The sequence below is a fragment of the uncultured Holdemanella sp. genome, from assembly GCF_934754935.1.
Classification (GTDB): Bacteria; Bacillota_I; Bacilli_A; order Erysipelotrichales; family Erysipelotrichaceae; genus Holdemanella.
Genome location: NZ_CAKVJB010000005.1, coordinates 47436 through 67391, shown reverse-complemented (window position 1 = coordinate 67391; position 19956 = coordinate 47436). Strand labels below are relative to the sequence as shown.

Genomic DNA, 19956 nt, shown 5'->3' with positions numbered 1-19956 from the left:
AACAAAAAGAAGGAGATGTAAAACCCTTCTTTTTATCTAATTTTACTTGCCGAAAACATCTTTTAGTTTTTCAGTCAATTCATTCATATCCATGATACGATCAAGAATAATTTTGCTTGGATATGATGCTACTTGTGGAGCTAAATCACGACCTACTACAAATAAGTCTGCAGAGTTTGGATTTACTTCACTCAATGAAGTATGATCAACAGAAACTCCTGTAATACCAAGGTTTTTCAATGCCTTTTCAACATTCATACTAACCATCATACTACTTCCAAGTCCTGAACCACAGCAGCACATAATACTACGAATAGCCATTTCTATTCTCCTTTCTATTTTTCTTCAGCTTTTTTAGGAGCTACAAAATTATAAACAATTGGTAATAAGAAGATTACAACGCAGATTACTAACAATCCTGTTCCTTGTACATGTTGAGCAATGTTACCTAATACAATACCTAACCATGAGAAGTCAGCATCTGAGAATGTACAGTTAGCAAAGTTCAACGAACCCATAACTGGCATACAGATTGCTGGTAAGAATGTAATTAATAAACCGTGCATAAAGCTTCCAAATACACAACCTTTTAATCCACCTTCAGCATTACCGAATACACCTGCAGTAGCACCACAGAAGAAGTGAGGAATTACACCAGGTAAAATCAATGCACATGGAACCAATGATTTGTCAATAAATGCTAATACGAATAATCCGATAATACCACCTAAGAATGATACTAAGAAACCAATTAATACAGCATTTGGAGCATAAGGGAATACAACTGGACAGTCGATTGCAGGAATAGCTCCTGGAACCAATTTTTCAGCAATACCACGGAATGCAGGAACGATTTCTCCAACAATCAAACGTACACCACTTAAGATAATATATACACCACCAGCAAAGCTTAAACCAGAAGTAATAGCCCAAACAGCCCAGTGTGTTTGTGTTTCTGCACCAACATTTAATAATCCACCTAAGTTTGAATAAGTAGCTAAAATTGTTTCAGGATCTGCTTCTAAGATTCCACGTCCAACAGCAACACCAGTTACGATTAAGAAGAATACTACCATTGTTAAACCAATAGCAACTGTAGTGTCACGTAAGAAAGTTAAACGTTGAGGGAAGTTAACTTCTTCAGTTGATTTACTCTTTCCTTTGAATAGTTTAGCACATTGAGCAGAGAACCAGTAACCAGCACCACCAAAGTGACCAAATCCTAATTCATCTGTTTGAACAATTTTACGCATTGTAGGCTGGCAATAAGCAGGACTTACAACCATGATGAATCCTAATACTAATCCGCCAGCAAGCCATAATTGAGCTCCTGTTAAACCACCGACATTTAAGATAACAGCTAACATACATGCCATATATAATGTGTGGTGACCAGTCAAGAAGATGTAGTGCCATCTTGAGAAACGAGCCAAAACAATATTTGCGATCATTCCTAAACACATGATATAAGCTGTATCAGTAGCGAAATCTTTCAATGCTAATGAAACGATAGCTTCATTGTTTGGAACAACACCTTGCATATTGAATGCATAGTTGAAGATGTCACCGAATGCATTTAATGATCCAGTTTGTAAGAATGAAGCACCAGCACTTAATACTAAGAAACCAACAATTGTCTTAACCGTACCTTTTACGATTTCTTCGATTGGTTTTTTCTGTAAAGCTAAACCAACTAAAGATAATAAACCAACTAAAATAGCAGGTGTAGACAAGATATTAACGATAAAATTTAACATATCTTTCTCCTTCTATGTTACCTTAGCTTATCCCACATTTGCGACAAAGATATTATATATCTCTTGTGGATCTGAAGCGTTTAGTAACGAATTTACTTTTAATTCATCTGCGAAGATATTAGAAACAGCTTGAATGCCTTCCATGTGAGAATGATTATCTTTTGCGACAAGTGTAACTAAAATTCGCACATCGTATCCGTCAGGCTTGAATTTTACAGGTTCTTTTAAAACCGTAACCGCCATCTGTGTTTCATTAACACCAGACTGATTGCTTGCATGGATCAAAGCCAAGTTTTCACATAACACATAATAGGGCCCAAATTTTTCTGTGTTTTCGAAAACAGCATCTTCATATTCTTTTGTACAATACCCTTGTTCAATCATTGGTGCACAAGCAACACAAATTGCATCTTTCCAATCTTTTACACTTTCTTTAATAAAACAATTTTTTTCTTTTAGCAAATCTTTAATCATCTCGTATCTCTCCTCTTCACACTTGCATTATCTGTGAAATGATTTGCAAAAACAAGAACAATGTTTTGCACAAACATTGTGCAAAATGTACATTTTGCGCTTGTCTGTAAGCGTTTTACACTATTATCATTATATACGCGTATATTTTTTGTGCAAAATATGAATAAAATACTTTTTCTTGCACAAACTAGGCTGCTTATCGTGAAATAATTTGGATTTGATAAAATCTTTAACAATTGTTATTTTAAAGATGGTTATGAAAGGGGTTTCTTTGATCTATGAGTCTATTAGCTGCAATTATATTAATTTCGCTTATCCTATGTGCTATCGCCATTCCATTTTTTATCCGAAGCTTCTTATGGCAATCTATTCTAAAAAAAATATATGCTGAACAATATGACAAGGCTATTCAACAAATGAATACTCCACTATATACATTCTTATTTTCTGAATACGAAAAAAACTATAATATTTTACGTACATATATTTCGAAACAAGATACAAATGAAATCACAAAACAAGTCGAATTTCTGCTTTCGCAAAATATAAATAATTCACAAGCCTATCAAGTAGCTAGTATGACATACTTTTACTTTTTGGATGCTCAAAACGTCGAATTATCTAAAAAACTATTAGAAATCATTGAACGAAAAGGTAATGAGGATGAAATTGCGTATGATCGTATGTTGTATCGCATTTTGATTGAGAAAAAAAGTGAAGACATTCCCCTTGTAAATGAACTTTTATCAAAACATCCAGATGATCAACAGCAAGGTATTCTACAATATCTTCTTGGCTTGCAATATCAATATTTATCAGATGCAAAACAAGCTAATTACTATTTAAATAAAGCAAAAAAGAACTTAAAAGGAACACCTTATCATAAAAAAGTTAAAGAAAGCATGGTTTAAGGAGAGAGTGCTATGTCAATTTCATATACATTAGATAAACGTTGTACCGAAATTTTAAATATTGTAATGTACACAACTGGATATTTAAAAATTCAAGATCTTGCGGATGACTTAGAAGTTTCTAAAAGAAGTGTTTATTACGATATTTCAAAAATTAACGAATGGTTGATTGATAATGGTATCGATCCTATTATTCAAGAACGAGGAAAAGGAATCATTCTTCATAAAGAACAAGTCCAGGCCATACAAAAAACATTAAATCAAACAAAAAGTGAAAGCATATTGGTCTTTACACCAGAAGAAAGACAACGCATTGAAATATGTACTATAATCGTGCGAAATCATCCTTTATACATTGAAGATTTTATGGATATTTGCCAAGTAAGCCGAAACACAATCATCAATGATTTAAAATCTGTTGATACTTTCTTAGAGAATTATGCACTTCAACTTACTTACAACATAAAAGATGGATACCGCATTAATGGAGATATCATTAAAAAGAGAGCTGTTTTCTTTATGTTGTTTCCTAGTCTTTGGCATTTTTATGAAAATCATGTAATTGAAACTTTTGATGCTCAAAAAGTCTATGATATATTGAATACTCTTAAAAAGATTGAATCTGAATTACACGCTGAATATGTAAGTGGCATTTTACCTGCTCTAGCCGTCTTTTTATCTACAATCCAAAATAGAAATGATGAAATCTCATTTTCAGATATGGATGAAGAAGAAATCATAGAAACAAATGAATATCATCTAATCAATAAATATTTTCCAAATTTAAAAGATCATGAAAAAATTTATATTGCATTACACTTGCTAGGATCTAGACTTCAAACCATTCCTGTAAATGTAATGAAGGAAGAAGATAAAACATATGAAATTGCCAAAGCCCTTGTTCATGAATTTGAAAGAATCTCTTATGTATTCTATGATCGCGAAGAAGAATTGATCAATGCGATCAATGCTCATTTAAAAACTTCTCTATATCGTTTTAAATATGGTATACAGCTTGGAAATCCTATGTTAAATAACATAAAAACTGAGTATGAAGAATTATTTGAACTTACAAAACGTGCTTGTAAAATCTTAGAAAGTGACTTAGATTCTTTAATTTCTGACGCTGAAGTTGCTTATCTAACATTACATTTTGGGGCTTTTATGCCTACACAAAAAGCGAATAAACATGCATTTAGAATCATGATTATCTGCCCAAATGGCATTGGAACAGGAAATATGCTACGCCAAGAAGTTTCTACTTTAGTACCACAAGCAACCGAAATCAAAAACATACCACTCAGTAGTTATAGGCCAAATCATGATTATGATGTTGTAATTTCAACAGTAATGTTAGCCAATGAACAAAGATTAATCATGGTTCATCCAATACTTACAGATCAAGATCGTGTGGCAATACTTAGAAATTGTATGGCTACAGAGCCACAGGCAAAAATGCAAATTGATGACATTTTGAAAATCGCATCAAATTATATTAATCCCGATCAATTAAATGACTTCCATAAAAATCTACAAGATTATTATTCAAGTATACAAGTACAAAAAGTACCTCACAAAACTTATGATCGAGGTTTATTAGACTTTTTGAAAGGGTCCCATATTCAATGTGTAAATTCACAAGTCAGCTGGGAAGAAGCTATTCACATCTCAGCACAACCATTATTAGATGATGGTTCTATTTCACATGATTATGTGAATGCCATCATAAATGATCAAAAAAATAAAGGCTTATATATGTTTTTAGCTGATGATCTTGTGTTAGCACACTCTGCGATTGAAAATGGCGTAAATCGATTAGATGTATCAATGTGTACATTCAAGGAACCTGTGCCTTTTTTAAATGGTCAAAACGCCAGAATTATTCTTGTACTTTGTGCAGAAGATAAAACGAAACATATTCATGTATTAAATGATATGCTTAATATTTTCTCTAAGAAAAAAAGTATTGATCAAATCGCAAGCTTAAATTCACCAGCCGAAATATATTCATATATAGATAAACATATCGAAAAATAGGAGGTTATCATGGAATTCAATAAATATTTCGATCACACATTTTTAAAGGCATTTGCCACAAAAAAAGACATTGATACACTTTGTCAACAAGCAAGAGAATTAAATACCGCAAGCGTTTGTGTTAACGAAGAATGGGTTGCTTATTGTAAGGAATTACTAAAAGATACAAACGTAATGGTTTGTAGTGTTGTGGGTTTTCCACTAGGACAATGCGGATTAAACACAAAAGCTTACGAAACGAAAGAGGCATTAAAAGATGGTGCAGATGAAATTGACTATGTCTTAAATGTTGGCGATGTGAAAATGGGCAAATTTGACAAAGTAAAAGAGGAGATGGAAACTCTAACAAATATTTGTCACGAACAAAACAAAGGAATTAAAGTGATTTTTGAAAATTGCTATCTAACGAAAGAAGAAATCAAAAAATGCGCTGAAATCGCTAAAGAAGTTAAACCAGATTTCATTAAAACAAGCACTGGTTTTGGCACAGGTGGAGCCACAAAAGAAGATGTGAAATTGATGAAAGATACAGTTGGAAATGATGTTGAAGTAAAAGCGGCTGGTGGCATCCATTCATATACTGAAGTAAAAGAAATGATTGAGGCTGGTGCTACTCGAATTGGTGCAAGTGCAACAGTACAAATCGTAGAAGAATATAATCAATAATTATTTAAAAGAAATTTAAGCATATCTTAGATTTCTTTTTTGTTTTATATTTAAAAAATTGCTACAATAATCACTGTATGAAAAAAAATCAGAGTGTTGACCTATTACATGGTCCTATATTTAAATCGTTAAGCCTATTGGCAATTCCAATTATGGCCACTTATTTTATTCAAATGGCATATAACCTAGTAGATATGTTGTGGATTGGATTTTTAGGGTCTGGTGCCGTTGCCAGTGTTGGGGTATCTGGCAATTTTATGTATTTGGCAAATGGACTCGTAAATATGCCTAAAATTGGTTCTCAAGCTTTAGTTGGACAAAGTCTAGGAGCTAATAATAAAAAGGAAACCAAAAATTATATTGAAGCTGCATTTCAAAGCTCAATCTTTTTTGCGATGATTTATGGAATCCTTATTATTGTTTTTCAAAAGAATTTAATCCGACTCTTTAATTTAACAGATCCAACAATTATTCAAGACGCACAAAATTATCTATGGATTACATGTGGATTTATTATTTTCTCGTTTGTGAATCAAATCTTCACAGGTATTCTAACGGCTGCGGGTCATTCAAAAAGTACTTTTATCGCAACCACAACTGGTTTAGTTTTAAATCTTATATTAGATCCTGTTTTAATTTTTATATTTAATCTTAGAGTCATTGGAGCTGCTCTGGCAACCATTATCGCCCAAATCATTGTTACTTTATTTTTTTTGTATGACGCTAAAAACTTAGATTTATTCCAAGAAATAAACTTATTATCCAAACCCGATAAAAATCACATATCTGAAATATTAAAGATAGGCTTTCCACCTTCTATTCAGAGCATGTTATTCACATGCATTTCTATGTATATTGCACGATTGATTTCTAGCTTTGGTGCTATAAGTGTTGCCGTTCAAAAAGTAGGTTCTCAAATTGAATCTATTTCATGGATGGCTGCCGATGGATTTAGTGCATCAATCAATGCGTTCACATCGCAAAATTATGGAGCAAAAAACTATAATCGTGTTCGCAAAGGATACAAAACAGGGATGCTTGTCGTTGGTTTATGGGGATTACTTACTTCATGTATATTAATTTTCCTTCCGGGTCCTATATTTTCTTGTTTTATCCACGAACCTAATATCCTTCCATATGGAATTGACTATCTAGTTATACTTGGATTCTCACAACTCTTCATGTGCATAGAAATCGCAACACAAGGAGCTTTTAATGGATTAGGTAAAACATTACCTCCAAGTATTGTTTCCATTGTCTTTACTTCCGCAAGAATTCCTATGGCCCTTGTATTCTCGCATTTCTTAGGTGTTAACGGTGTATGGTGGGCTATTTCTGTTTCTAGCATCATAAAAGGTATTGTTTTAGTAACATGGTTTATTCTATATTCAAAAAGGAGGCTTGTTTCATGAAAAATCATTCTTTAACTCATGGAAGCATCGCAAAAGGACTACTTTTCTTTGTGATTCCACTTTTCTTTTCCAATCTATTTCAACAACTTTATAATACAATTGACACTGTATTAGTTGGACATTTTTTAGGCGATAATGCACTGGCTGCCATGGGAGCCACTGCCGCAATCTTTGAATTGATTGTACAGTTTTCTAATGGTTGTGGAACTGGTTTTAGTATTGTTACAGCTCGTTATTTTGGGTCAAAAAGCGAAGATGAATTAAAGAAAAGTGTTGCTGCTTCTTTAGTCTTAGGGCTCATTATTTCAATCGCAATCACAATCATTTCATATTTTTCAATGCCCTACCTATTAACCATTTTAAAAACTCCACAAAGTATTTATCACGACTCTTTAAACTACATTCGTTGCATTTCAGCTTTCTTGATTATTACCATGTTCTATAATTTAGGAGCCGGTATGTTACGAGCTATAGGAGATAGTCTACGTCCTTTGATTGTGCTTTTTTGTTCTTCTATCATCAATATTGCACTCGATATACTTTGTATCACAATACTTGATATGGGTGTCTTTGGAGCTGCTGTTGCGACTGTTATTGCACAAGGCATATCTACCATTATATGTTTCTTTCTAATTTGGAGAAGTGCTAAAATATTGATTCCAAAAAAAGAACACTTTCATATTGAGTCGAATATGGTTAATGATTTATTGGGACAAGGATTTTCAATGGGATTTATGTTTTCCATTGTATCTATCGGTACAATTATTCTTCAAACAGGAATCAATAGTCTTGGAACACAAATTATAGCTGCTCATACAGCTGCACGAAAGTTGATGTCTTTATTTTGTCTTCCACTTTCTACTCTTGCCGCTTCTATGGCAACCTTCGTATCTCAAAATAAAGGTGCACAAAACTATGGTCGTATTATAAAAGGTGTTCATCTTGCGAATATGTGTGGCATCATTTATCCAATTTTCTTAAGTATTCTTATCTTCTTTTCTGCAGAAAACTTAGTTCATTTTCTTTCCGGATCAAACAATCCTATCGTACTTAAAAATGGAGCTATGTATTTAAAAATCAACATCCCATTCTTTATAGTTTTAAGTATCTTACTTAATTTAAGAAATGCGATTCAAGGTTTTGGATATAAAATCACACCATTGATTTCGAGTGTAATTGAGTTCCTTGGAAAAATCGTGTTTACAATATTTTTAGTTCCGATATTTAAATACTTAGGTGTTTGTTTATGCGAACCCATTATCTGGTGCTTAATGGCCAGTCAATTATTATATTCATACCAAAAGATCATAAAACCATTTAAAGCGCAGAATTAACTTCTGCGCCTTGTTTTGTATTATGCCTGAATAAACTGTTTTAAATAATCTTTGTCTAAAACAACGATCTTTTGATTCACCATTGTGATGATATTTTCTTCACGTAAACCTCTTAAAATACGGTTTACACTATTTCTTGTAGAAATACCACAGAATCCTGCAATATCATCATTTGTGACTTGGAAATCAATCAAAATACCATTATTTACTTCCCTTCCAAATAATGGAATTAATTGATAAATAAATGCACAAACCGCCCCATTTTTGCCATTCATTGTCATAAGTTGCTGTCTAAAAATAGCTTCTGCTAATTTATTACGATAATATGAATTTACATAGTCCTGTAATTTTGGATCTTGGTTTACATATTCCCAAAATAACACTCTTGGAATACGATAAAATGTCGCTGTTTCACTTTCTATACGAACATTAAATGGTGCCGATGTATATTGACTTACTTCATCTTTTAAAAGCGAGATAATATCCGGTCCTTTAATATAAGATATATTAAATTCGCGCCCATCACGCAAAATTATACTTGTCTTAATAACTCCTTCTTTTAAAACATATGTATCTTGTTGTTCTAATCCATAATATGTTAAATATGTATGTCTTTTCTTTGTAACTGTAGGCACATCTTTTTCTTCAAGAAATTTTATTAAATAATTACTGCCCATAAAAAATCCCTTTCTCTACTAGTTAACTCAGTATAACACAATCCACAAAACAAGTAGGTAACATATGTTATTATTGTAAATTCTTTAACGCAAAAGAAAAAGGGATACAATTACTGTATTCCTTCTTCATTATTATTATTTATGTTTTGAACAAATTGCTACTCCAACACCAATTGTTGCCATGCAAATAACTGAGAACCATCCGGTGTGAGTAAAAATTTGATTGCTAGAACCAATTCCTGCTGCATACAGAGGCATTGGAACAAACAATAATGATGCTCCTGCTAAATAACCTAACTTTTTCATATCCAATTCCTCCTTTTTTCGTTGGGTTAAAGCTTTTCTACACCAACGTTATAACGCACTTATAGAAAAAAAGAAACCAAGATGGAAGACTTGGCCTCTTTTATGGAATAGTCTGCATTATTTGTTTCTTTCATTTAAAATGAATTTTTCGATTTCTTTAAACATCTTCTTAGCTTTCTTAATAGATTGCTTTTCCGCCATCTTTTGTTTCCAAGCAGGAACATTTTGAGAAGATACATTTTCATATACTTCTTCATAGGTCACTTTAATTTTTGATTCATTTAATGCTTCAATCTTATATGAAATCGTTGTATGATCAATGGCTGTATTAAAGGTTGCCACATATAATTCATTTGGAACCAATCTTTTAATATGCACTGTAATTTCAGATCCAACCCCTTTTCTTTGGGTTGATTTTTTCTTATATTTCAATCCTTCTTTTAATTCCAATTTTTTCTTTGAAACATGGTTTAATTCTTCCTGCAATGATTTCATCATCACATTGTAGAACTCTTTATCACTCACATTTAATTCTACACTTACTTTCATGTTGCACCTCACTTAACACAATTATATACTATTTTAAGAAAGAAGGTTATTTATGTATACAGATAGTCATTGTCACATCACTTGTGATCGTTTATATACTCGAATTGATGAAATCATAGAGAATATTCAAGCCAAGAATATTACATCTTGCATGATCATGTGCACGAGTCCAGAAGAATTAGAACGTGCAAAAAAAATAAAGGAAAAGTATCCATTCTTTAAAGTCGCGTTTGGATGGTTTCCAAGTGATGCTAAAGAGATAAAAGAAAAAGAAATTCAATATTTAATTGATCAAACTCCATACTTAGATTGTTTAGGAGAAATTGGATTGGATTACTATTGGGATACAAGTTTTAATGATTTACAAAAAGAGCTATTTATCAAACAAATTCAAATTGCGAATAAACACAATCTTCCTATTTCTATTCATATGCGCGAATCAACAAAAGACTGCATGGATATTTTAAAACAATACGCAAAAACTAAAATCATCTTCCATTGTTTTAGTGGAAGTAAAGAAACGATGATGGAATGTTTAAAAATGAATTCTATGATTTCTTTTGCGGGACCTATCACTTTTAAAAATGCTAGACAAGCACCTGAATGTATAGAAGCATGCCCAATCGATAGAATTATTACAGAAACAGATTCTCCATATCTAACACCCGTTCCATATAGAGGTAAAGAAAATGAGCCTATGTATGTAGAATATGTCGCAAAGAAGATTTGTGAAATTAAACATCTTGATGAAGTAAGTGCGTGTAAACAAATAGAGGAGAATTTCAATTCCATTTTTAGATAAAGAAAGACCTGTCAGTGACAGGTCTATTTTTGTAAATTTTCGTATTCTGAAACTTTGTTTCCTATGATAATCATATCGCCTTGGATCACAATCGGTCTTTTTACTAACATACCATTTGAGGCAAGTAAATCAATCAATTGTTCTTGTGTATATGTCTCACGTTTTTCTTTTACATTTAATTCACGATACAACATACCACTTGTATTAAACAATTTCTTTAATTCTACACCTCGATCGATCCAACTTTGAATTTCTTCTTTTGTCGGATTTTCTTCTTTAATATTTCGATATGTAGCTTCAATCCCTAAATTCTGTAAAGCCTTATATGCTTTTTTACAAGTTAAACAAGGTGGATATCCAATGAACAATGTTTCCATATTAGTCATCAAAAGCGTGTGCTAATACTTCTGATAATGAAGAGTTTTCTTCAACTGCATGAATTAATCCAGCTAATAATGGTGCCATAGAAAGTACAGTCATTTCTGGATAGAGCTTTTGGTTTTCTGTTTGATCAATTGTATTTGTACAAACAAATCCAGCTAATTCAGCAGCTTTTAAACGATCGATAGCAGGTCCTGAAAGGATACCGTGTGAACATGATGCATAAACAGCTTTTGCACCTTTGTCTTTTAACATTTTAATACCAGCAGTTAATGTTCCAGCTGTATCTACCATATCATCAATGATAATTGCAGTTTTTCCATCCACATCACCAATTAAGTTCATAGCTTCAGCTACGTTTGGTCTTGGACGACGTTTGTCGATGATTGCGATTGGTGCACCCAATGCATTTGCTAAATTACGAGCACGTACAGCTCCACCGTGATCTGGAGATACAACAACGATTTCTCCTAATCCTTCTTGGTGTTTGAAGTAATCAGCAATCAATCCATTGGCAGTAATATCATCTGCTGGAATATCAAAGAATCCTTGAATCTGAGTAGCATGTAAATCAACTGTTACAACACGATCAGCTCCAGCTCTTTCTAATAAACTAGCTACTAATTTAGAAGTAATTGGTTGACGAGGTTTTGCCTTACGATCCTGACGTGCATATCCAAAATATGGAATAATAGCTGTAATACTAGCAGCACTTGCACGTTTACAAGCATCAATACCAATTAGAATTTCCATTAAATTTGAGTTTACAGGTTTATTTGTACTTTGTACAAAATATACATGTTTTCCACGAACAGATTCGCCTAATTCTACCAAAATTTCTCCGTCCGCAAAATGTTTTACTTCACATTTTCCTAATTCCAATCCTAATTCTTTACAAATATCTTCTGCTAAACCAACGCTAGATGATAAAGCAAATACAACAGTGTTTTTCATGATTTATCCTTTCTCATACCCTATCAGGCTTATTTTATAATTTTATTGTTACTTACATAAGACATAGGTCCCACAATAGTTCCTTCATCTATGCAAGAGTCAACGACTTTACTTGAATCTACTACAGCATGATCTTCAATTTTTGAATTATTCAAATAAGAACCCGGTAAAATTTCAACGAAATTTCCAATCTCTGTTTTACCTAAAATTTCAACATTTGGATGAATAATGACATCATGTCCAATTTTTACATCCTTTCCAATAACTGTACGCTTAGGATCTACAATTTGTACTCCTTCTTTCATCCAGTTATTGTTGATTCGATTTCGCATCCATTCATATGCCTTATTTAACTCTACACAATCATTGATTCCCATGACTTCATCACGATTTTCAACAACTAATCCTTTAACAACTTTACCTTGGTTAGCCAAAATCTTAACTAAGTCTGTTAAATAATATTCATTTTGAGCATTATTTGTTGTTAATTTATCAAGATTATCAAATAAATCTCTATTTTTGAAACAATACATACCCGCATTGATTTCACAGATTTTCTTTTGTTCTTCTGTACAATCTTTTGCCTCTACAATCGCTTGAACATGACCATTTTCATCACGAACAATACGGCCATAATGAGCTCCATCATCTAATACAGAAGTTAATAAAGTTAATGATGCATCTTGATTTGTTTGGAATAGTTTTTCCAAAGTTTCAGGTTGAATACAAGGACCATCACCATTGATAATTAATGTGTCTCCATCTTCATCCTTTAACTGTGTAGCCTGCATAACCGCATGACCAGTCCCTAATTGGGGTTGCTGCAAAGCAAATTCAACATCCGGAAAAGCCTCTTTGATACTTTCTGCTTGATATCCAACAATCAAAACGATTCTTTGTACAGATACAGCTCTTAAAGCATCAATGATATAAGCCAACATTGAACGATCAATAATCGTATGCATGAGTTTGCTACGATCTGATTTCATTCGAGTTCCTTTTCCAGCCGCCAGAACAATCGCATTACGCATATTTTCACCTGACTTTCCTTATCTATTCTAACAAAAATCGCAAGACATTAAAAGCTTACAATAGAAAAAGACAATACAAAAATGTATTGTCTAGTCTAAATCATCCAATTGACTTTGATAATCATTGATTTGTGAATTTAATGAATCCACTTTTGATTGTGCATCCTTCACATCTGAACCAGCACTATCTAATTTTGTTTGTGCTGTACTCAATTTATTTTCTAAAGAAGACACATTTGAATTCTTCTGCGCAGTGCTCAAAGCCGCATTAGCTGCATCCAAATCATCTTTAGCTGAATTGACTTCATTTTCTAAGTTTGGATGGTTTGTTCTAATATCCGATAATTCTGAAAGTTCATCCTGACTAATTTGATCATTTGGTATATTATCAAGTTCTGCTCTTCGCTTTAATATACTAACCAAATTATCGTACTCAGATTGTGCACTATTTACTGCGCTTTGCGCATCCTTTAATGAAGAATTCGCAGAATTGATTTTGGAAGTTAAAGAATCCACATCACTCTGTGCAGATTCCTGTGCTTTTTGTGCACTCTCTAAATCCGCTTTTGCCTTTGAAAGCTGATCCTTTAAATCACTGATTTTTTTCCTTAACTCTGCTTTCTTTTCGGCAATTTCAGTATTGTTGTTCTTCTTCTTAGAATTTGTTTTCTTGTTAGCCTTTGCAAGCAATTCATTAAAGTTTTTGCCCGTAGCCTTCTCTAAAATTTCATCAATTTTTTCTCTTTGTTTACGAGTCAAACTGTTATATTTACTCTCAAGATCAACAATTCCTTTCTTCTCGCTTGAAGATAATGAATCATAGTTGTTCGCAAAATCTAATAATTCTTGGTAATTCTTCTTTTGAACTTCTTCTGTTTTTTCATCCGAACCCGATAATCCACTTGTTACTAGTTTAATACCACCAAAAATCAATAATGAAATCAATAAAACACCCACAATACCTAAGCCAATGTATAATCCTGTCTTAGAGTTATTTTTCTTAGATGCTTTTTTCTTAGAATCCTTCTTCTTATTGATAACCTCTCTTTTTAGTTGAGGCCCCTTACCTTCTTCTAATAAAGATTGAATCTCATCATCATCGATCACAACGGTTTTGTTTGTAGCATCCGCTTCTTGTTTTAGTTCATCTGCATTCCACATCACTGTGCGTGTTGCAGATAAATCTTCTTTAGACTCAGGCTCATTTAAATCCTTTGATCCAACCACAAATGTATCTCCTAATGATGGTTCTACTTTTTTTGATTGAAACGGAATCTCTGGTTCAGGTTTATGTTTCTTAACTCGACTACGATTTTGAGTCTTTTTAAACTGATCCATCTTTTGTTCTAATGTATCTTCTTCATCCATTTGAAACGAATCTAATAATTGAGAAATCTCATCATTCTCATTCTTTCTTTTCTTATCCATAGCTTCTATCGCCCCTTTGAAACTATTTTACCAAAACCCCTTTGATTTGACCACTATGTTTTCTTTATTTGCCTTAATCCATAAGGGATGCGCCGCTATCACAAATACACAATCTGGATGAATCAAATCTATAGCTGCATATAATGTATTTCCCGTTGTACAAACATCATCCACCAACAATATTTTCTTTTTTTTAGGCAGTGGATACATCTCTTTTAAAGCTAATACATCTTTTATATGTGCTCTTTCAAGCCTGGATTTTGAAGATTGTTTTACATTTTCTTTTTTATAAAATGGCGAATGCACAAAGACACCTAAAGTCGCATATATATCCACCACTGGCTCAAATCCTCTTTCCATGCGCTTAGCATCACTACTACATAAACTACACACACAATAATGTTTAAAAGTCTTACTCAAGTATTTATGAGAATTTAAAAAAACATCTTTTAAAACAATATCCCTCTGTTCTTTATATTGAAAAAACAATCTTTCTAAAAATTCATCATATTCATACAATACATACATGAACGTTTCCTTGATTCTGTATGTCTGTTTATGCACTTTAAAATTTTTCATACAATCCGGACAAACTATCAAATCATTATAAAAGAAAATATCAAAATTTCGTATTTCACTCATTTTTTTGTGGCAGCATAAACAGTATCGTTCATCTTCGATATTTGATAAACACAATCTTTGATAGATTGACTTGAAAACTGACATAGACATATACCTTCTCCTTTAGGATCTTTAAAACTTCTTCCCACACGACCAAAAATCTGAATTAAACTAGCCGTTGTAAATACAGAATGATTCCCTTTAAAAACAACAACCTGAACACTTGGTATTGTGATTCCTCTTTCTAAAAGTGTTGTACAAACTAAAACATCTAATTCTTTATTACGAAAACAATCTAATATTTCATCCTTATTTTCAGTCGAAGAATGAACCAATGATGTTTTCACAAAGAGATTCAAAATCATTTTTAACCATGTTCCATCTCTTTTACGAGGCACAAACACAAGGGTTTGTTTATTATCCCTACAAAATTTTATGCATTCATAAATCACAATAAGGACTTGTAAAAACACAGAAACCTGAATCACTTTAGGCACAATCAAAGGATGCTTATGAGGCCTTTCAAATAAGCATACAAGTTCTGTTTTTTTCTCTTCTACAAGCCTCATACTTTCTTCATCCGGTGTTGCACTCAACATTAGCTTCTGACCAACACACGCCTGATTCGCGATGGCTTGCAATACTTCATTACCCGCAAAAGGAAAAGCATCTAATTCATCTAAAATCAATAAATCAAACGCATATGGATATCTATAAAGTTGATGAGTCGTACACACAATAATGTCTGCATCTGTTATTTGTGTATATCCTTGGGCCACCTCACATATACTCAATTCTGGAAATGCTTTTCTAAGTCTTGTAGCTATTTCAAGCACCACTTGTCTACGACTAATCGCAAATCCTACCTTTTTGCCTTGCGCTAAATATCCACATATACTTTCAAAACAAATCTCTGTTTTACCTGCTCCGGTACTCGCGTAAAGAATCACATCCTTTCCGTTACTTAAATGTTTGTATACCTCATGACTAGCTGATTTTTGCGAAGTAGTCAGTTCATAATCAAGTTTTGGCTTTCCTTTCCACGTTTTATGCATTAATTTTACTGGTTTTATTTTTTCATTAACCTCCAATCTAGAAAAATCAATGCACTTACGACAATAATAGACTCCATGATCATACGCAAATAATTTTGGATCTTCATTTTGACATCGATTACACTTCATATACTCTTATACGAAAAAAAAGTGCAAAATTTGCACTTTATTTAAAAATTTCTGATTTTTTTATTCTTTGAGCCGCTTCTTTAATATCTTTTATATCTTGTACTAAAGCTAAACGAACATATTTTTTCCCGTGGACTCCAAAAGCTTGACCAGGCGTTACGACTATTCCTGTTTTTTCTAGCAGATCTTTTGTGAAGGCATAAGAATCTTCATATGGATCTGGAATTTTTGCCCACGCAAACATTGTTGCTGGACTTGAAGCAATATGCCATCCGACTGAGTCAAATATTTCACATAATGCATCTCTTCGATCTTGATAAGCCTGACAAGTCGAGTGAATGCTAGCTCCACCATGCCTTAAAGCTTCTATACCAGCATATTGTACGGGTAAGAAAATGCCATAATCCATATTTGATTTAAGTGTGTTATAACATTCGATTACTTCTTTATTTCCTACACATACACCAAGTCTTGCACCTGCCATTCCATATGTTTTAGAGAATGAATTTAACTCAATTCCAACTTCTTTAGCACCTGCAAAAGATAAGAAACTCTTTCCTACCTTTCCATCAAATACCAATTCACTATATGCATTATCATGTAATACAACAATATCGTACTTCTTCGCAAACGCAATTAATTCTTCATAGAAAGAATCTGGAGCAATTGCGCAAGTTGGATTGTTTGGATAGGATACAATCATCATCTTTGCCTTTTTTGCGATTTCTTCATCAATTTTATCCAATTGAATAATATAATTGTATTCTTCTAACAAAGGCATATATTCTACTTTAGCACCTGCAATTTTAGGTCCATCACTAAAGATTGGATAATATGGATCTGGAACCAATACAATATCACCTGGATCACACATAGCTAAAAACAATGTGCTTAAAGCTTCTTGGGAACCTTGTAAACAAATCATTTCATCATTTGTAAGTTCTACTTGGTAACGATTTTTATACCAATCATGAATAGCTGCCTTCATTTCAGGTAATTCATTGATCGCATATTTATAATTTTCTGGAACCATGATTGCATCTTGTAAAGCCTTCATAATTGATGGTTCTGGTGCAATATTAGGTGAGCCTACAGAAAAATCAATTGTCGTATTTCCTGTGCGTTTCATATAGTCTAGTTTCATATTTTTTAATTCTGTGAATATAGAAGATTGAAACAAATCCATTCTCTTCGCTCTTTTCATTTCAAAATACCTCGCTATTTCTTAATGTATTGCCTTTATTATAAGCGTACAAAACAAAGTTTTCAAACACCATAGTGATTTCTATTATATTTTGTACACATTTTGTATTTTTAATATAACCAAACAATCATAATAAGCTTATTTTAAAGGATATTAAAATTTAAACCATAATTTTTTTATAACCAAAATAAAAAACAGTGCCATCTCTGACACTGTCATTATATTACTACTTCAAACCATATTTCTTGTTAAATTTCTCAATACGTCCCTGAGCAGCAGCGAAACGTTGACGACCTGTGAAGAATGGGTGGCAGTTACTGCAAGTATCTACACGTAATTCATCACCTTTGATTGTACTACCTGTTTCGAATTCTGCACCACAAGATGTACAGATACATTTAACTTTATGATAATTAGGATGAATTCCTTGTTTCATATCGATGTATCCTCCTTCCGCCTTAAGTCATATCGACCCAAAGTAAGTGCTATACAATTATAGCAAGCCTTTTTTCAATTCGCAAGCTATTTTTTTAAAATTGTGAATCATCTGCATTTTCAAACCATTCACGAACTAATTGTACAGTATCTTTTAAACATCCAGATTCAAAAGGAACTTTTAATCCTGCTTCTTTTACAATTTTTCTAAATGGCAATGTTCCACCAATCTTACAAATGTGTTTGTAGTCTTCAAAAGCTTTTTCATCTTTCTTTTGAATACGAGCCCAGAATTGTAATGCACAAACTTGAGCTAATGTGTAATCAATATAATAGAATGGATCCATGAAGATGTGAAGCTGACGCATCCACCATCCACCTTTTTCTAGAATCTCAATTCCTTCATAATTCTTTTGAGGTAAATATTGTTTTTCTAACTTTCTCCAAGTAGCTAATCTTTCTTCAATAGACATTTCTGGCTTTTCATATACTTCATGTTGGAAATGATCCACTAACACTCCGTAAGGCAAGAACTTAACAGCTCCTGATAAGTGGTTGAAATAATATTTATCTACATCTTCTTCAAAGAAAGATTTCATCCATGGATATGTAAAGAATTCCATTGACATAGAGTGGATTTCACAAGACTCATATGTAGGCCATACACAATCAATTGGGAAAATATCCTTACTTGAATATACCTGAAAAGCATGTCCTGCTTCATGCGTTAATACTTCAGCATCATGGCTAGTTTGATTGAAGTTTGCGAAAATAAATGGAGATTGATAGTTAGGAATGAATGTACAATATCCACCAGCTGCTTTACCAGGTTTTGAATCTAGATCCAACAATTCTCTTTCTGTCATAAATTCAAAGAATTCCCCTGTTTTAGGATCTAATTCCTGATACATCTTTAATGCACGTTTCACTAATTCTTCACGACTATACTTAGGTGCTGGATTCCCTGAAGTAAATTCAAACTTCTCATCCCAAGCATGCAAAGTATCATAACCTAAACGTTTTTGTTGACGAGCATATAACTCATTATCCAAAGGAACAACATCTTCTAATACTTGTTTACGATAGTTTTCAACATCTTCCTTATTATAATCAAAACGCATCATGCGATAGTAACCAAGTTCGATATAGTTTTCATATCCTAATTTCTTAGCCATACGCGTACGAACTTGCACTAATTGATCATAAACTTCACCAATTTCTTTAGCATGTTCATCATACCATCCCCAATAGGCTTGCATTGCACGTTTACGAGTATCTCTATCTTTATCATTTGTCTTTACTTCTAAAGCAGCAAGAGTATATGTTTCACCATCAAACTCAATTTGTGCGCTTGCAATGATTGCTTGATATTTAGAAGCTAATTTGTTTTCTTCTTGCATTTCTGGAATGATAATAGGATCAAATGATTTTTCTTCCATTTCTCTTTGTAAGAAATATGTTTCTGGTACTTCTTTTCTTAAATCAGAAACAAAAGTACTAGCCATAACTGCTTTATTACAATTGACAATATCTTCCTTCAACACGGGAAGCATTTCATTTAAGAAATCATTTTCTTTTGTGTAATATTCATCTCTTGTATCCACTGTATGACGTACATCAACTAGAGTCTGATTTGTATTGATATATTTATTAACATCATTCAATTCAATAAACGCATTTTTAAATTCTTCATAAGAAGCTGCATTCTGCAATTTTGAACAAATTGTCTTTAATTGTTCCTGCAAAGCTTCAATATCCATATGTTCATATTTATAATCTGTAAATTTCATATT

At 32.7% G+C, this 19956-nt stretch carries 21 protein-coding genes; 6 read left to right on the top strand and 15 right to left on the bottom strand.

All coding sequences use genetic code 11. The features are described 5' to 3' along the window. Positions 1-42 precede the first annotated feature (42 nt). The 3 genes from Q0E86_RS02410 to Q0E86_RS02400 are packed head-to-tail and all read right to left on the bottom strand — an operon-like array spanning position 43 to position 2231. The gene (locus tag Q0E86_RS02410) at positions 43-321 is read right to left on the bottom strand and encodes a PTS sugar transporter subunit IIB (RefSeq protein WP_270433717.1); all 279 of its coding nucleotides are present in this window, start codon (positions 319-321) and stop codon (positions 43-45) included. Between the two features lie 14 nt (positions 322-335). After that, positions 336-1757 carry a PTS ascorbate transporter subunit IIC gene (locus Q0E86_RS02405; protein ID WP_295754340.1) on the bottom strand — a complete coding sequence of 474 codons (1422 nt, stop codon included), beginning with the start codon at positions 1755-1757 and terminating at the stop codon, positions 336-338. A gap of 27 nt (positions 1758-1784) precedes the next feature. Further along, the gene (locus Q0E86_RS02400; protein ID WP_295754339.1) at positions 1785-2231 is read right to left on the bottom strand and encodes a PTS sugar transporter subunit IIA; all 447 of its coding nucleotides are present in this window, start codon (positions 2229-2231) and stop codon (positions 1785-1787) included. Positions 2232-2509: 278 nt separating this feature from the next. Here Q0E86_RS02400 and Q0E86_RS02395 point away from each other — a divergent pair, with 278 nt between their 5' ends. The 5 genes from Q0E86_RS02395 (at position 2510) to Q0E86_RS02375 (ending at position 8591) form a co-directional block, all read left to right on the top strand. Continuing rightward, positions 2510-3142 (top strand): hypothetical protein, encoded by a 633-nt coding sequence (locus Q0E86_RS02395; RefSeq protein ID WP_295754338.1) that lies wholly within the window; start codon positions 2510-2512, stop codon positions 3140-3142. A 12-nt stretch (positions 3143-3154) separates the two neighbouring features. After that, positions 3155-5179 (top strand): BglG family transcription antiterminator, encoded by a 2025-nt coding sequence (locus Q0E86_RS02390; RefSeq protein WP_295754337.1) that lies wholly within the window; start codon positions 3155-3157, stop codon positions 5177-5179. A gap of 9 nt (positions 5180-5188) precedes the next feature. Beyond that, positions 5189-5845, top strand: coding sequence for a deoxyribose-phosphate aldolase (gene deoC / locus Q0E86_RS02385; RefSeq protein ID WP_295754335.1), 657 nt, complete (start codon positions 5189-5191; stop codon positions 5843-5845). A 77-nt stretch (positions 5846-5922) separates the two neighbouring features. Beyond that, entirely contained in the window at positions 5923-7257 is a 1335-nt protein-coding gene (locus Q0E86_RS02380; RefSeq protein WP_295754334.1) for an MATE family efflux transporter, read from the top strand. Beyond that, positions 7254-8591 (top strand): MATE family efflux transporter, encoded by a 1338-nt coding sequence (locus Q0E86_RS02375; protein WP_295754333.1) that lies wholly within the window; start codon positions 7254-7256, stop codon positions 8589-8591. Before Q0E86_RS02380 ends, Q0E86_RS02375 begins: the two co-directional genes overlap by 4 nt. A gap of 20 nt (positions 8592-8611) precedes the next feature. Here Q0E86_RS02375 and Q0E86_RS02370 read toward each other — a convergent pair whose 3' ends face one another. The 3 genes from Q0E86_RS02370 to Q0E86_RS02360 form a co-directional block, all read right to left on the bottom strand. Then, a complete protein-coding gene (locus tag Q0E86_RS02370) occupies positions 8612-9268 on the bottom strand; it encodes a Crp/Fnr family transcriptional regulator (RefSeq protein ID WP_295754332.1) in 657 nt (218 codons plus the stop codon). A gap of 135 nt (positions 9269-9403) precedes the next feature. Further along, complete coding sequence (locus Q0E86_RS02365; RefSeq protein ID WP_003865747.1) at positions 9404-9574, bottom strand: hypothetical protein; 171 nt, start codon at positions 9572-9574, stop codon at positions 9404-9406. A 117-nt stretch (positions 9575-9691) separates the two neighbouring features. Continuing rightward, the gene (locus tag Q0E86_RS02360) at positions 9692-10123 is read right to left on the bottom strand and encodes a DUF3284 domain-containing protein (protein ID WP_295754331.1); all 432 of its coding nucleotides are present in this window, start codon (positions 10121-10123) and stop codon (positions 9692-9694) included. 52 nt (positions 10124-10175) lie between these two features. On the opposite strand from Q0E86_RS02360, the gene Q0E86_RS02355 reads away from it, so the two are divergent. Then, a complete protein-coding gene (locus Q0E86_RS02355) occupies positions 10176-10925 on the top strand; it encodes a TatD family hydrolase (protein WP_295754329.1) in 750 nt (249 codons plus the stop codon). 23 nt (positions 10926-10948) lie between these two features. Here the strand turns inward: Q0E86_RS02355 and Q0E86_RS02350 are convergent, their stop codons facing one another. From Q0E86_RS02350 to Q0E86_RS02310, 9 genes are all read right to left on the bottom strand, one after another. Beyond that, positions 10949-11302, bottom strand: a complete 354-nt coding sequence (locus tag Q0E86_RS02350) for a Spx/MgsR family RNA polymerase-binding regulatory protein (RefSeq protein WP_295754328.1) — start codon at positions 11300-11302, stop codon at positions 10949-10951. A gap of 1 nt (position 11303) precedes the next feature. Then, the gene (locus Q0E86_RS02345; RefSeq protein ID WP_295754327.1) at positions 11304-12260 is read right to left on the bottom strand and encodes a ribose-phosphate pyrophosphokinase; all 957 of its coding nucleotides are present in this window, start codon (positions 12258-12260) and stop codon (positions 11304-11306) included. A gap of 29 nt (positions 12261-12289) precedes the next feature. After that, on the bottom strand, positions 12290-13291 hold the full coding sequence (locus Q0E86_RS02340; protein ID WP_295754326.1) for a bifunctional N-acetylglucosamine-1-phosphate uridyltransferase/glucosamine-1-phosphate acetyltransferase: 1002 nt from the start codon (positions 13289-13291) through the stop codon (positions 12290-12292). Positions 13292-13381: 90 nt separating this feature from the next. Continuing rightward, positions 13382-14719: a hypothetical protein gene (locus Q0E86_RS02335; protein ID WP_295754325.1), complete on the bottom strand. Its 1338-nt coding sequence runs from the start codon at positions 14717-14719 to the stop codon at positions 13382-13384. A gap of 27 nt (positions 14720-14746) precedes the next feature. Beyond that, positions 14747-15298 (bottom strand): ComF family protein, encoded by a 552-nt coding sequence (locus tag Q0E86_RS02330; protein WP_295754324.1) that lies wholly within the window; start codon positions 15296-15298, stop codon positions 14747-14749. A 59-nt stretch (positions 15299-15357) separates the two neighbouring features. After that, positions 15358-16524, bottom strand: a complete 1167-nt coding sequence (locus Q0E86_RS02325) for a helicase-related protein (RefSeq protein ID WP_295754323.1) — start codon at positions 16522-16524, stop codon at positions 15358-15360. Between the two features lie 37 nt (positions 16525-16561). Beyond that, a complete protein-coding gene (locus Q0E86_RS02320) occupies positions 16562-17728 on the bottom strand; it encodes an aminotransferase class I/II-fold pyridoxal phosphate-dependent enzyme (RefSeq protein ID WP_295754322.1) in 1167 nt (388 codons plus the stop codon). 226 nt (positions 17729-17954) lie between these two features. Then, positions 17955-18164, bottom strand: a complete 210-nt coding sequence (gene rpmE, locus Q0E86_RS02315) for a 50S ribosomal protein L31 (RefSeq protein WP_003865737.1) — start codon at positions 18162-18164, stop codon at positions 17955-17957. 94 nt (positions 18165-18258) lie between these two features. Continuing rightward, positions 18259-19953, bottom strand: coding sequence for a M3 family oligoendopeptidase (locus tag Q0E86_RS02310; RefSeq protein WP_295754321.1), 1695 nt, complete (start codon positions 19951-19953; stop codon positions 18259-18261). Positions 19954-19956: the final 3 nt, after the last annotated feature.